The sequence below is a fragment of the Paraburkholderia sp. PGU19 genome, assembly GCF_013426915.1.
In the GTDB taxonomy this organism is placed as follows: Bacteria; Pseudomonadota; Gammaproteobacteria; order Burkholderiales; family Burkholderiaceae; genus Paraburkholderia.
In genome coordinates this window covers 2,276,038-2,290,527 of record NZ_AP023180.1, presented here as the reverse complement: position 1 = coordinate 2,290,527, position 14,490 = coordinate 2,276,038, and the positions used below count along the sequence as shown (strand labels likewise).

At 64.7% G+C, this 14,490-nt stretch carries 6 protein-coding genes; 3 read left to right on the top strand and 3 right to left on the bottom strand.

Features of this window, described 5'->3' with window-relative positions; translation table 11 throughout:
* Positions 1-181: 181 nt before the first annotated feature.
* Together H1204_RS27925 and H1204_RS27920 are read right to left on the bottom strand one after the other, a co-directional pair.
* Entirely contained in the window at positions 182-3,970 is a 3,789-nt protein-coding gene (locus tag H1204_RS27925) for a DUF748 domain-containing protein (RefSeq protein ID WP_180731714.1), read from the bottom strand.
* 205 nt (positions 3,971-4,175) lie between these two features.
* Complete coding sequence (locus tag H1204_RS27920) at positions 4,176-5,591, bottom strand: DUF1254 domain-containing protein (protein ID WP_180731713.1); 1,416 nt, start codon at positions 5,589-5,591, stop codon at positions 4,176-4,178.
* Between the two features lie 1,217 nt (positions 5,592-6,808).
* Between H1204_RS27920 and H1204_RS27915 the strand changes: the two genes are divergently transcribed.
* Both H1204_RS27915 and H1204_RS27910 read left to right on the top strand, forming a co-directional pair.
* A complete protein-coding gene (locus H1204_RS27915; protein WP_180731712.1) occupies positions 6,809-9,322 on the top strand; it encodes a heavy metal translocating P-type ATPase in 2,514 nt (837 codons plus the stop codon).
* A gap of 141 nt (positions 9,323-9,463) precedes the next feature.
* Positions 9,464-11,434: a methyl-accepting chemotaxis protein gene (locus tag H1204_RS27910; protein ID WP_180731711.1), complete on the top strand. Its 1,971-nt coding sequence runs from the start codon at positions 9,464-9,466 to the stop codon at positions 11,432-11,434.
* A gap of 763 nt (positions 11,435-12,197) precedes the next feature.
* Here H1204_RS27910 and H1204_RS27905 read toward each other — a convergent pair.
* Positions 12,198-12,851 (bottom strand): glutathione S-transferase family protein, encoded by a 654-nt coding sequence (locus H1204_RS27905; RefSeq protein WP_180733327.1) that lies wholly within the window; start codon positions 12,849-12,851, stop codon positions 12,198-12,200.
* Between the two features lie 248 nt (positions 12,852-13,099).
* On the opposite strand from H1204_RS27905, the gene phaZ reads away from it, so the two are divergent.
* On the top strand, positions 13,100-14,482 hold the full coding sequence (phaZ, locus tag H1204_RS27900) for a polyhydroxyalkanoate depolymerase (protein WP_180731710.1): 1,383 nt from the start codon (positions 13,100-13,102) through the stop codon (positions 14,480-14,482).
* Positions 14,483-14,490 lie beyond the last annotated feature (8 nt).

Sequence of the window (14,490 nt, the reverse complement as noted above, 5' to 3'; positions counted from 1 at the left end):
GGAAGGATGGCATTGGATGCGCCAGCGGGCTGCATGTCGCAGCCCGCTGGCACAAGGGTTGGCATCCTAAACGAACGTCGGCGCGATGCGTTGACCCCACGCGCGATCGCTCAGTCATCCTTGACGATTGTTAACGCGCTTGCACACAAAAGCGGCAAGCACGTGAAGAATCGTCGGCGCGTTACTTCAGGCCGAAATCCACCCGGGTCGTCGCGCCCTTGTCGTCGATACCCGAAGCGTCGAGCTTCGGCGCCACGATGAAAACGCGGCTGTTGTCGATCTTGCCTTCGAAGTACTGCTGCACCGCCTGCGCGCGGCGCTGCGCGAGATCGCGTAGGCTGGCGTCCGTGACGGGCGCATGCTCGGCGAGCGCGGTCTTCATCTCGTCGTCGGGCAGCGTCTTCGTCAGGCCGACAATGTTCCGCGGCTTCTTGAAGTCCGAATCCTTGTAGGCCTTGGTCAGATACTTGTCGTATTCCTTGTCGTCGACCTTGATCGTCATGGGGTCGACGCTTTCGCCGTTGCCCACGACGTCCTTGAGCTTCTGCTGACGCACGAGCCGGTCGACATAGGCTGTGCGCAGCGCCGGCAGATCGACGGCGGGATCGACGCGGCCGATGATGTCGAGGCGGATCGACGGCTTGTCGGAAAGCGCCTTCACGATCATGTCGAGCTTCTTCTGCGACGCGTCGGACAGCACGGCGGAGCCCGGATCGAACTCGACGTAGCCGAGTTCTTCGCCGCTGCCACCGAACGCATGCGCGAGCAGCGAGAACGGCGCCGTGACGGCCTTCTGCAGCAGATTCAGCACCGCGCGCCAGATCAGCCCGCCGACGCTGAACTCCGGATTCGACAGCGAGCCCGACACGGGAATGTCCACGTCGATTTCACCGCGCGAGTTCTTCAGCAGCGAAATAGCGAGCTTCACGGGCAGCTTCGTCGCTGTGTCGTTGTCGACGTGATCGCCGAACGTGAGCTGGTCGATGAAGATGTGGTTGTTCGCCGTCAACTGGTCATTGGCCAGCTGATAGTGCAGATCGACGTTCAGCTTGCCCTTCGTGATCGGATAGCCCGCGTACTTCGCCGAGTACGGCGTCAGGTTGGTCAGCTCGATGCCGTGCGCCGTTGCCGTCAGATCGAGTGCCGGCTTGGCGATCAGCGGATTCACCGAGCCGCGGATCGTGATCGGGCCGTTGGCGGCGAGCTTCGCGGACACGTCGACGGGCGCCGACTGCTTCGATTCCGTGCCGAACGCGCCGATCGTGCCCTGGATCGCGATCAGATTGGCCGTGTAGTTCGGCTTGATGAAGTTGTCGGTGTAGGTGACGCGGCCGTTCTGCAGCACGAGTTGGCCGAAGTGTAGGCGCACCGGGCTTTGCGGCGGTGTGGCCGCCGTCACCGACGTGTTCGCGCCTGACGCGGCGGAAGCCGGCACGGCAGCCTGTGCTTCGGAAGCGGCGGGCGTGCCGAGCGGAATCGGCTCTTTGCCCTTGGCGCTCTGGTCGCGCGTGAGCGACTGCGGCGCGCCCGTTTCGTGCGCGACCACGTCTTTCAGATTCAGCTTGCCTTGCGCGTCGAGCAGCACGCGGCCGTAGAAGTTCGCGAACGTGACCTTGGCGGCATCGACGTCCGTGCCGCGCTCGTCGTAATTGGCCTTGATGCCTGTCAGCGCCAGCGAGCGCCAGCCGGCAAACAGGTCCGAGGTCGCCTTGTCGATCATTCGCACGTCGACGATCGCCGCGTCGCCGCGATACGTCGCGCGCAGTCCCTTCGACTTGTCGCCCTGCGCGAGCGTCACGTCGCCGCTTGCGTTCAGCAGCGCGCTCGCAATCGTCGCGTTCAGCTTGCTGCCGAAGTACGGCTCGAACGCAGCGGCGTCCAGCCGGTTCGCGTCGATCTTCATGGCGACCTTGAGCGGCGTCGCCGTCACGTCACCCTTCACGCCGAGCGTGCCCTTGCCGTTGACGGTGGCCTGCAGCTCGACGGGCAGTGCGCGGCTCAGGTCGTCGCTGATCTTCTGCACTTTCAGTTGCAACGGCTTCACGGCGAGTTTGACGGGGTGCGCGGTCGTGTTGTCGGTGAAGGTCGCCGCACCATCCTTCAGGTTCAGCTCGCCGATGCTGTAATGCCATGCAGGCCCTTCTTGCGTCGCCTTTTTCGCCGCGTGGATCACGGTGCGCTCGTGCACCTGCTCCTGCGGCGGGCCAGCGAGCGCGGCCAGATCGATCGTGCCGTCTTTCAGACGCTGCGCGTCGACGGACAGGCCCGTCACGTCGACCGAATCGAGTTCCGCCTTGCGGGCGGTCAGATCGACGCGCTTGATGCCCGCCTTGCCGTCCGCGATTGAAATGACCGGCTGCTTTGCGTCCCCTGTCGCGAGCTTCAGCGATTGCAGATCGATCTGGCTGTCGCCGATCTGCAGATCGACGGGTTCCTTCGACCAGTTCGCCGTCAGGTTCGACTGGACGCTCAGCGTGCCGTCGAGCACCTTCGCCGCCGTCACGGTGTCGAGATACGGCTGCATGATGGGCAGTTGCGCCGACTTCAGGTCGATCTTCGCGTCGGCCGTCTTCGCGGCGAGCGACAGGTTGCCCGACACGGCGAGCGCGCTCTGCGGATGGTTCTCGACGTTGGTCTTGACGGTGTAGCGCGCGGGCGTCTTGCCGAGCGTCGAGAAGTCCGCCAGCGCCACGGCGAGATTGTTCAGCCCCGCCGATACGGGCCGCGACGCCGCTGCGTCCTGAATTTCGACGGTACCGTTCGAGAGTTCGAATTGCTTGATCTGCAGGTCGAGCGGCGGCGCGGCCTTCGCCGCTTCGGCCTCGACACCGCTCGCGCCGGATGCAGCCGCAGCCGCCGCGGGCGCGCTTGCCGCCTTGGCGGGCCCTGACGCGGGCGCGGGCGCCGGGGCGAACGTATGCTGCACGCTCAGCACACCGCTCTTGTCGCGCGCGAGATGCACGGTGGGCGAGTCGAGGCGGATGTCGTCGAAACGATAGACGCTCTTCAGCGGCTCCAGCGTCTGCGCGGCCACATGCAGCGAGCGCGCGGCGAAGAACGGTGCCTTGTGCTCGTCGAGCACGTCGATGTCGGCGAGATCCGTCGTGCCTGTGATGCGCAGCGTGGGTGCGTCGCCCGTCATCACGAAGCTCATTTTCAGGTCGCTCGACAGCTTGCCCGCCTGCACCGTGACGGGCAGCTTCGTGGGCGAGTACGACAGCAGCTTCGGCACGTCGAGCCCTTCGAAGCGCAGCGACACTTCCGATTCCCGCGACGCCGCAAACGGCTTCGTGCGTCCGTCGATGGCAAGCGGACTGCCGTCGATACGCGCGCGCAGCAGCGGCTCGACGAAGATATCGGTCTTGGATGGCAAAGTGGCGATGAACGGAATACCCAGGCGCCATTCATCGACGATATGCGTGACGCCGAGCAGCCGGTCGTCGAACGTGATCTTGCCGTTTTCAATCCGGATATTGGAGATCGAGAACTGCGCCGTCTTGCTGTCGGGCTTGGACGGCTGCTTCGAGAACTTCTCGATCAGGTCGCTGAAGTTGAAGCGCTGCGCGTCGTAGCGGACGATCGTGAAGCGCGGCGAATCGAGATGCACTTCATCGACGATGGGCGCGAGCCGGAAAATCGAACTCCACGACGTCCGTACGATCAGCCGTTCGATATCGACAAAATCGCCCTTCCCGCCACGGTCGCCGATATGCACGCGGTCCGCTTCGAAATTGAGCGTGTACGGATTGAGCGAGATGCGGCCGATGCTGGCCGGCCGGTCCAGTTGCTCGCTCAACTGCTGTTCGGCGATATGCCGGATCAGCGGCGGCGCGGCGAAAAAGCCGAGCAGTCCGAACAGGACCAGCACGACGAATACGATAAGAACGATGCGTCTTGCTCGCCGGCCTTGCGCGACTTCGCGGACGGTCTGAAAGGATGAAGCGAGTGATGCTTTGGTCGGGCTTGCCATGCTTGGTCGCGGGTAGGGCGGCGCAGAACTCGCCGCGATGACGAATGTCCAGCTTGGCCGAAGTATACGTCGTGTACTTCGGCCAAACCATCAAATGTCATGAGAATGACGACCGTTGCGGGCAAATAAACGTTAGAAAGTGTAAGTGGCCCGATTTCAGTTGCAAGGACGTGTCCAGCCGCGATGCGGCGGACACATCCTTCGCTTATTGACGCACGACGGCGGGCGGCTGCCAGGTGCCGTCGCTGGCTTCGGGCTTCGGTGCGTAGAGACGCAGCACGAGCTGGAAATCGCCGCGCGGCGCGGGCAGCCAGTTCGACGCCTTGCGCGGTTTCGCCGACGACACCGTCACGTCGATCGAGCCGTCGCGGTTGCGCCGCACGCCCGTCTTGTCGCCGACGGACGCGCGTGCCGGCGTGCTGTCGCCGAGCGCGCCGTCCTTCGTGTACGCCGCGATCGACCAGAAGCCGCGTACGGGCGGCACCTGGTTCGGCTCGAAGTGCAACACATAGCGGTTCGCGCCGTTCAACGCGTGGCCGTCGCTGTCGAGCGTGATGTTGCCGCGCACTTCGTCGGTCTTCGTGCCGATGCCCGGCTGCGCGTATGACGCATACGCGCGCAGTGCGTAGTCGGGACCGTAGTTGCCGACGCCGTCGCCGAACCAGCTCCAGCCGTTGGCCGTCAGCATGTTGGTGGGCGGCGTCGCGACGCGCGCGCGGCCGTCCGCGAGACCGCCGGCGATCGCGTCGCTGGCCGAGTTGGGCAGTTCGACGGCTTCGTCTGGCTTCACGCCGAGGTCGGCGAGAAACTTGAGCGCGTGCGGATCGGCGGGCGACGGCGGGTTGTCGGGCAGCAGCTGCGCGAGGCGGTCGAAGAAGCCTTTCGCGTCGAGCGCGGCGACCTGCTCGGCGGGCGTGCCCGAGACGCTGGCGTCGGCAGGCATGGTGCGCGGCGCAACGGACGCCGCCGATGCATCGCCCGTATAGACGGACAGCGGCACCACGCGAATGCCGCGCTGCAGCTTGCGTACGGCCGTCAAATCGCGTCCGCCGTTCGACTGGATGCGCACGTCGAGCCAGATATTGCGCGTGGGCGCGTCGATACGCTTGACGCCCTTGGGCAGATCGCCCTTCCAGTCGGGCTTCGCGAACGCCACCGTCTGCGCCTTGATGCCCGACACGCGCGAGCCGCCCGGCTGTTCCGCCGACCACACCACGTTGGTCCACATGTCGAGCGCGCGCGCATCCATATAGCGGCCCGCCGACGTTGGCAACGACACGATCACCGGTTCGTCGCCGACGTCGAGCCACGCGGTCGAATCGAGTGTGTCGATGCCGGGCGTCGGCGGATTGTGCCCGCCGACGGGCGGCAGCGCCGACGCGTGACGCAGCGTATTGACGGGCGCCTGGCCGGGGCCCGTGCCCACGGCGGCGTCGCGCGACGCGCCCATCAGCACGAGCGGATAGGCAAATACGTAGGAGTCGGCGACCTCGTCCTTGATCCAGCCAGTGGGCTTGGGCGTCACGATGGGAGTCGACGCGCACCCGGTGAGAAATGCGATGCCCGCGAGCGCCGCGCAGGCGAAATGAAACGGAAATTTTTCTCGGCGATTTTTTATCATTCGATGAACCGCGGTCCTGGGTGTCATATGCCTGAGCCAGGACGAGCCCGATCCGCCGAGCCCCCGCCCGCGCCGGACTTGCCGAAATGTCCTGACATTCCTTTTCTGACAACGCGTTTTAACTTATCCGCGTCGCGGGGGCAAGTTAATGTGAGCGTTCATCGGGGTTTTGGTGTGGCGTCTTTGGTCCGGGTGTTGTTTGTTGGTTTTTTTGGGTTTTTGTTTGATTGTTTTGTGGTGGGGCGGGGCCTGCGTGGCGCGGGCTATGCCGGGTGGGGTTGTTGCCTTTGTGCTGGGATCCGCGTTTGAGTCTTCGCGGCGCGGGCGGTTTGGTTTGCTTGTGTTTGCGCTGGCATCCGCGATTCGTTAGCTTGCTTCAAGCGTCGCCCCTGTGCGGGGCGGCACCTACTTTTCTTTGCCGCCGCAAAGAAAAGTAGGCAAAAGAAAGCGGCTCACACCGCCAACATTTCTTCTTGCCTGAGGGCCCCCAACCGGTCCTACGCTTCACACGGCAACGTCTTTGTTCGTCTGAGTTGCCAGCGCATTGAATGAGCGCCTCATCTGCTTCAAGTTCCTATACACGGGCTGGCGGCGGCGAATGGTTTGCGCCGCCCAGGTGGCAAACTGTGTGTAGGTTGTCGCGTCGTATAGCTTGGCGCTCTTACATGGTGGAACGCGTGCCCTATCGGTTCGGAGTGAGGCGTGTGTGGCGCTACGGGCCTACACACAGTTTGCCACCTGGGCGGCCTTGGAATGTCTGGCACGGCATGATGCGGCGTGGGTGCGTGAAGCGGGTGAGGCGCACCGCAATAGCGTTGGCAACGAACATGGGTCACGTGATTGCCGTGTGAGGCGTAAGACCGGTTGGGGGCCCTCAGGCAAACACTAGAACTGGCGGTGTGAGCCGCTTTCTTTTGCCTACTTTTCTTTGCGGCGGCAAAGAAAAGTAGGTGCCGCCCCGCACAGGGGCGACGCTTGAAGCACGCTAACAAAGCGCGGATGCCAGCGCAAAGGCCCAAACACCGGAGGGCATCACCCGAAGCACGAAGGCATATCGCGGATGCCACCGGAAGGGCTAGAACAACCAAACCGTAGCACGCGCACGCATCCCCCCACGCCGTCAGGCAAATACGAAAATGCCTCTTGACCTTCCCATCATAGGAAGGTCGATACTGGTTCCAACGATGCGCAATAGCGCGAACTGGACCCTCCCAGCCATGACCGAACTCGCACCACCCCGCACCGCCGATACGCGCCGCCCGGCGGCATCCTCGGAACTCGACATTCAGGGCATGACGTGCGCGTCCTGCGCGCTGCGCGTAGAAAAAGCGCTCGCAAAAGTGCCGGGCGTCGCGCGGGCCAGCGTGAATCTGGCGACCGAAAAAGCAACCGTCGATGCCGACGGGTCCGTCACCACCGATACCCTCGTCAACGCCATCCGCAAAGCGGGCTACGACGCACAACCGCTGAACGACGCGCCGCCGCCCGCTGCCGACGCGCCATCGACAGCCGAACTCGCGATCGGCGGCATGACCTGCGCGGCGTGTTCCGGACGCGTCGAAAAAGCGCTCGCCAGGATTCCCGGCGTGGCCTCCGCGTCCGTCAACCTCGCCACCGAAAAAGCAACCGTCACCACCAACGGCGCGGTCGGCGTCGATCAATTGATCGCGGCCGTCACCAAAGCCGGCTATCAGGCGACGCCGCTCTCTACCGATGACGCAACGCCCGCCGCCACCGAAGACAAAGACGCCGCCGCGCGCGCCGCCGTGCGCCGCGAACTCGGTGCAGTCGTGATCTGCGCGCTGCTGACGCTGCCGCTCATCGCGCCTATGTTCGCGGAGCCGCTCGGTCTGCATGCGATGCTGCCCGCCACGCTGCAACTCGCGCTCGCCACCGTCATCCAGTTCGTGTTCGGCGCCCGCTTCTACCGCGCCGCGTGGAAAGCCGTGCGCGCCGGCGCGGGCAATATGGATCTGCTGGTCGCGCTCGGCACGTCGGCGGCTTATGGCGTGAGCGTCTACCAGATGGCGCTGCACCCCGGCGACACGATGCATCTGTACTTCGAGGCATCGGCGGTCGTGATTACGCTGGTGCGCTTCGGCAAATGGCTCGAAGCGCGCGCCAAGCGCCAGACCACCGACGCGATCCGCGCGCTCAACGCGCTGCGTCCTGACCGCGCGCGCATCGTCGTCGGTACCGAAGAGCACGAAGTGCCGCTCGCGCGGGTGCGCGTCGGCATGCTCGTCGCGGTGCGGCCGGGCGAGCGCGTGCCCGTCGACGGCACCGTGCTGCAAGGCCGCACGCATATCGACGAATCGCTGATTACGGGCGAAAGCCTGCCCGTGCCGAAGCAGCAGGACGACCGCGTGACAGCGGGGTCGATCAACGGCGAAGGCGCCATCACCGTGACGACCACGGCCATCGGCGCCGAGACCACGTTGGCCCGCATCATCCGGCTCGTCGAGACGGCACAGGCGGAGAAAGCGCCGATCCAGCGGCTGGTCGACCGCGTCAGCGAAATCTTCGTCCCCGCCATTCTGGCGATCGCGCTCGTCACGCTGGTCGGCTGGCTGATCGCCGGACACGGCGCCGAAACGGCGATTCTCAACGCGGTCGCAGTGCTGGTGATCGCCTGTCCGTGCGCGCTCGGCCTCGCGACGCCGACCGCGATCATGGCGGGTACGGGCGTCGCCGCGCGACACGGCGTGCTGATCAAGGATGCGCAGGCGCTCGAAATCGCGCATCAGGTTCGCGTCGTCGCGTTCGACAAGACGGGCACGCTCACGGTCGGCCAGCCGTCCGTGACAGCGTTCGAGACGGCGGAAGACGTGGACCGTCGAAACGCGCTGGCGCTCGCGGCGGCTGTGCAGCGGCATAGCGAGCATCCGCTCGCAAAGGCCGTCGTGAAAGCGTTCGAAGCGGACGGCGGCGGCGCTTCGCTACCCGCGAGCAGCGAAGCGCGCGCGGTCGCGGGGCGCGGCGTGGAAGCGGATATCGACGGCGAGACGTTCGCCATCGGTAGTAGCCGCTGGCTCGGCGAACTGGGCGTCGTGCCGCCGGCCGCCCTCGCCCGCCGCGCGCAGCAACTCGAGGCGCAAGGCAACACGGTCTCGTGGCTGATCGGACGCGGCAAGACGGACGCACAAATCGACACACACGCACAAGCCCTCGCGCTGATTGCTTTCGGCGACACGCTCAAGCCGGGCGCGCGCGCCGCGATCGAACGGCTGTCGCGCATGGGCGTGAAGAGCGCGCTGGTGACGGGCGACAACCAGGGCAGCGCGAACAGCGTCGCCACCGCGCTCGGCATCGACGAAGTGCATGCGCAGGTCCTGCCGTCCGACAAGGCACGCGTCGTGCACGACCTGAAGATCCGCACGTCGAGCGTGGTCGCGATGGCGGGCGACGGCATCAACGACGCGCCCGCGCTCGCCGCCGCCGACATCGGCATCGCGATGGCGACGGGCACCGACGTCGCGATGCACGCGGCCGGCATCACGCTGATGCGTGGCGACCCGGCGCTGGTCGCCGACGCCATCGACATCTCGCGCCGCACCTGGCGCAAGATCCAGCAGAACCTGTTCTGGGCGTTCGTGTACAACCTGATTGGCATTCCGCTCGCCGCGTTCGGGCTGCTGAACCCGATGATCGCGGGCGCCGCGATGGCGTTCTCCAGCGTCAGCGTCGTGACGAACGCGCTCTTACTACGAACCTGGCGTTCGTCGCAATGATCTGAATCAACACTCTAGCTTTCAAAATTAAAGGAAAACGTTTGGCGTGCCGTTAACAGGTTTCAGGCTGCCGTTTCGACGCCGCGCGCACTCGCGCGCGGCACAGCGGAGCAGCTTCAATCCCGTTACCTGCAGACCCTCATGGATATCCTTTCACTGCGCCGCGCCAGCGTGGGCGCCAGGCTCGCCATGCTCTCGTGCACGCTGGTGGCAGCCATTTTTGCCGCCTTCACGTTCGCCGTGACCCGCACGGCCGGCACGCAGATCAGCGATCAGGTGCTGTCGCGCATCAGCGAGAAAGACCGGTCGATTGCCGCGATGATCTCGCTGTTCGACAAGGCGCTCACGGCCGAAGTAGGCCGCTCGATGACGCTGTTCGCGAGTTTCCTGCCGCCCGGCTACGCGCTCGACGAGACGCAGAAGATCGACATCGCCGGCACGCCGACGCCCGTCTTCAAGGCCGGCGACAAGGTGCTGAACAACGACTTCTCGATTCCCGACCAGTTTCTCGCGCAAAGCGGCGCGATCGCGACGATCTTCGCGCGTACGGGCGACGACTTCGTGCGCGTGACGACCTCGCTGAAAAAGCAGGACGGCTCCCGCGCGATCGGCACGCTGCTCGACCGCAAGGGCCCGGCTTACGGCCCCGTCGCCGGCAACAGGACCTTCACGGGGCTCGCGACGCTGTTCGGCAAACGCTACATCACGCAGTACCGGCCGATCACCGATGCCAGCGGCAAGGTCATCGGCGCGCTGTTCGTCGGCGTCGACGTGGATGCGCAGATCAAGTCGGTCGAAGACGGTATCCGCCAACTGAAGATCGGCGACACGGGCTATTACTTCGTGCTGAACGCGTCGAACGGCGCGGAGCGCGGCAAGCTGATGGTGCATCCGGCGGCGGCCGGCCAGGTGGGCGACGAGAGCGCCGCGCCGTACAAGCGCATGCTCGAAGAAAAGGAAGGCCAGATCGAATATTCGAGCGCGGACGCGTCGCTCGGCGAAATGGGGACGCAGGACAAGTTCGTCTCGTTCGTCACGGTGCCGGAATGGAGCTGGCTGGTCGGCGGCGTCGCGAAGCGCGACGAAGTGATGGCCGACGTGATCGCCACGCGCAACCGCTTCATCCTGATCGGCTTCGTACTGGTCGCCCTGTTCGCCGTGGTGTTCCTGATCGCCGTGCGCCGCCTGGTGTCGCGCCCGCTCGACGAAGCGGCGAAGGCGTCGGAGCGCTTTGCATCGGGCGATCTGAGCGTACGCGTGTCGGCGAGCCACGAACGGCGTGCCGATGAAATCGGCCGCCTGATGCAGGCCATCGACGGCATCGGCGAGGGGCTCGCGCGCATCGTCACGCAGGTGCGCAGCGCGTCGGCCGACATGACGGAAGGCACCGCGAAGATCGCGGCTGGCAGCGGCGAGATCGCGTCGCGCATCGGCACGCAGGCCGCGAGTCTCGAAGAAACGGCGGCGAGCATGCAGCAGATCACATCGACGGTGCAGCAGAACGCCGGTCACGCGGCGCAGGCGAACACGCTGGTGTCGGGTGCATCGGAAGCGGCCCTCGACGGCGGCCGCGCTGTGGACCGTGTCGTCTCGACGATGGGCGAGATCAGCCAGTCGTCGAAGAAGATCGCCGACATCACGACGGTCATCGAAGGCATCGCGTTCCAGACCAACATCCTTGCGTTGAACGCGGCTGTGGAAGCGGCACGTGCCGGGGAGCACGGCAAGGGCTTTGCGGTGGTTGCGTCGGAAGTGCGTGCGCTGGCACAGCGTAGTGCGGCGGCGGCGAAGGAAATCGAAGGCGTGATCGCTGAGTCGACGGCGACGGTGTCGAGCGGGTTCCGCATTGCGGAGGAAGCGAGCACGACGATGCGCTCGATCGTTGAGCGGGTTGGACAGGTGCAGACGATCATTGGCGAGATCAGCGTCGCTTCGAAGGAGCAGTCGAGCGGTATCGAGCAGGTGAACACTGCTGTCACGCAGATTGGCGAAGTAACGCAGCAGAACGCGGCGCTGGTTAGTGATGCCGAGCAGGCCGCCGCCGACCTGAGCGCGCAGGCCGATAAGCTGGCGGAAGTGGTTTCCGTGTTCAAGCTGGGCGGTCATAGCTAGAAAGCACGGGGGCGGGACCGCTGGCGTCCGCGGTTTGCCGTCGTGGCGCGGTCGGTTTGGTTTGCTCGTGTTTGTGCTGGCATCCGCGATTCGTTAGCGTGCTTCACGCGTCGCCCCTGTGCGGGGCGGCACCTACTTTTCTTTGCCGCCGCAAAGAAAAGTAGGCAAAAGAAAGCGGCTCACACCGCCAGTTCTTGTGTCTGCCTGAGGGCCCCCAACCGGTCTTACGCCTCACACGGCAATCACGTGACCCATGCTCGTTGCCAGCGCTCTAAATGTGCGCCTCACCCGCTTCACGCACCCGCGCCGCATCATGCCGTGCCAGCTATTCCACCGCCGCCCAGGTGGCAAACTGTGTGTAGGCCGTAGCACTCGAAACGCCTCACTCCGGACCGATAGCGCCCGCGTTCCACCCTGTAAGAGCGCTACCCTATACGACGCGACAACCTACACACAGTTTGCCACCTGGGCGGCACAAACCGTTCGCTGCCGCCGGCAAATGTGCGGGTGTGTGAAGTGGGTGAGGCGCTCATTTATAGCGTTGGCAACACGCGCGAACAAAGACGTTGCCGTGCGAAGCATAAGACCCGTTGGGGGCCCTCAGGCAAACACAAGAACTGGCGGTGTGAGCCGCTTTCTTTTGCCTACTTTTCTTTGCGGCGGCAAAGAAAAGTAGGTGCCGCCCCGCACAGGGGCGACGCCTGAAGCGCGAAGGCAAAACGCGGATGCCAGCGACAACACGAGCAAACCAAACCGACCGCGCCTAAAACTCCACATCAAGCTCATCGATCTCATCGACCTCCAACTGCGCTCCAGCGATCCACTCCTGCATTTCGGGCAGCGCAAGAATCCCCCGCCCATAAGCAACAATATCGGGATCAAGCTGCACATCATAGGTAACAAAGCGCGTAACAACCGGCGCATACATCGCATCGGCAGCGCTACGCTCGCCGAACAGATACGGCCCACCGTATTCTTCGAGACACTCCCGCCAGATCGTCACAATCCGGTCGATATCCGACTGCGCCCGCGCCCACACCTTAAATTCCGGAAAGTGCGCTTTCAAATTCATGGGCAACGCCGAACGCAGAGAACTGAACCCCGAATGCATCTCACCGCATATCGCACGGCAATGCGCGCGCGCCTTACGATCCTTCGGCAGCAGCCCAGCTTCAGGCCGCACTTCGTTCAGATACTCGGCGATAGCCAACGTGTCCCACACCTTGATCCCGTCATGCACAAGGCACGGCACGAGAATGGAGGGAGACAGCAGCAGCAACTCAGCCCGCGCAGCGGGATCATCAACCGGCATCACGATCTCTTCAAACGGCAAGCCGCTGAACTTCGCCAGCAGCCAGCCGCGCAGCGACCACGAAGAATAGTTCCGGCTGCTGATCGTCAGCGTAGTGGCAGCCATCGTGTCGGCCATCGGTTTCGGCATGTCTCGCTCCACAGAGGATCATCGCGGCACGTTTCGCGGCATCGCGATGCACGATGCCGTGCATGCACGCACCAATTCGCGGCATAACGGGCACCTTACGGAAGGGCGCGCAAGGGCTATGCCAATCCATCGCGGCAGCAGGTCATTCCGCAGCCGCCGCGTTCGGCTCTGTTGGCATATGACTTGCCTGTCATTGACCCAGGTTCTCATCTCTTGCGAAAGCCATGAATCCGCTCGCTTATCCGGCGTACCAGGCGTTCGCCAACTTCATGCTGCCGTTGCGCCATGGTGCGTCGCTGGTACAGGGCGCGCTCGACGCGTGGCCCGAATACTCCGCCACGCCATCCGGCAGGACGCTGCGCGCATCGGCCGAATTGCTGACGCTTGCGGGCCTCACGCATGTGCGCCCGCCGTTCGGTATCGATAGCGTCGAGGTCGAAGGGCAAGCCGTCGATGTGTTCGAAGAAGTCGTGCAGTCGACGCCCTTCTGTTCGCTGCTGCATTTCCGCAAACACGCGTCGTTCGATGTGCCGCAGCCGCGCGTGCTGGTGATCGCGCCGATGTCGGGCCACTTCGCGACGCTCTTGCGCGGCACGGTCCGCACGATGCTCGCCGAGCACGACATCTACATCACCGACTGGCACAACCCGCGCGATGTGTCGCTGTCGGCGGGTCGCTTCGGCTTCGACGAGTTCGTGCAGCATGTGATCGACTTCACCGACACGATCGGCCAGGGCACGCATCTGCTCGCCGTCTGTCAGCCGACGGTGGCCGCGCTCGCCGCGGTCGCGCTGATGGCCGCCGACGACCACCCCGCGCAACCCGCCAGCATGACGCTGATGGCTGGCCCGATCGACACGCGCGTGAACCCGACGCGCGTGAACGAACTGGCAAAGAGCAGGCCGATCGAATGGTTCGAACAGAATCTGATCAGCGCGGTGCCGTTCGGTTTTCAGGGCGCATTCCGGCGCGTCTATCCGGGTTTCGTGCAGCTGAACGCGTTCATGGCGATGAATCTCGAACGGCATCTGGAATCGTTCGAAACGATGTATCACGAGCGCTCGAAGGGCGACCCGGAGAAGGCGGAGGCGATCCGCGCATTCTACGAAGAATACTTCGCGACGATGGACCTGACGGCGGACTTCTACCTCGAAACCGTCGATACCGTGTTTCAGCGGCATGCGCTGCCGCTGCACGAACTGGAAGTGAGAGGACGGCGCGTCGAGCCGTCGAAGATCAGGCGTACCGCGCTGTTCACGGTGGAAGGCGAGCGCGACGATATCTGCGCCGTCGGGCAGACACTCGCCGCGCAGGATCTGTGCGACAGGTTGCGGCCGTATCTGAAGACGCATCATGTGCAGACGGGCGTCGGACACTATGGCGTATTCAACGGGCAGCGCTGGGAGCGGCAGATTTATCCGCGCATCCGCGCCGTGATTCACGACAACGAGCCGCGTGCCGTGCCCGTCGCCACGCGCGGCGCGCAGGCGTCGCTGACGCTCGCGCCGGCGGCCGCGTCGAGCGCGACGACGCCGGCGGGCACGACGCCCGCCGCCACGGAAGCCGTCGACGTCGATCTGGCTTCCGACGAGCCCGCCACCGAATGAGCTTTGTG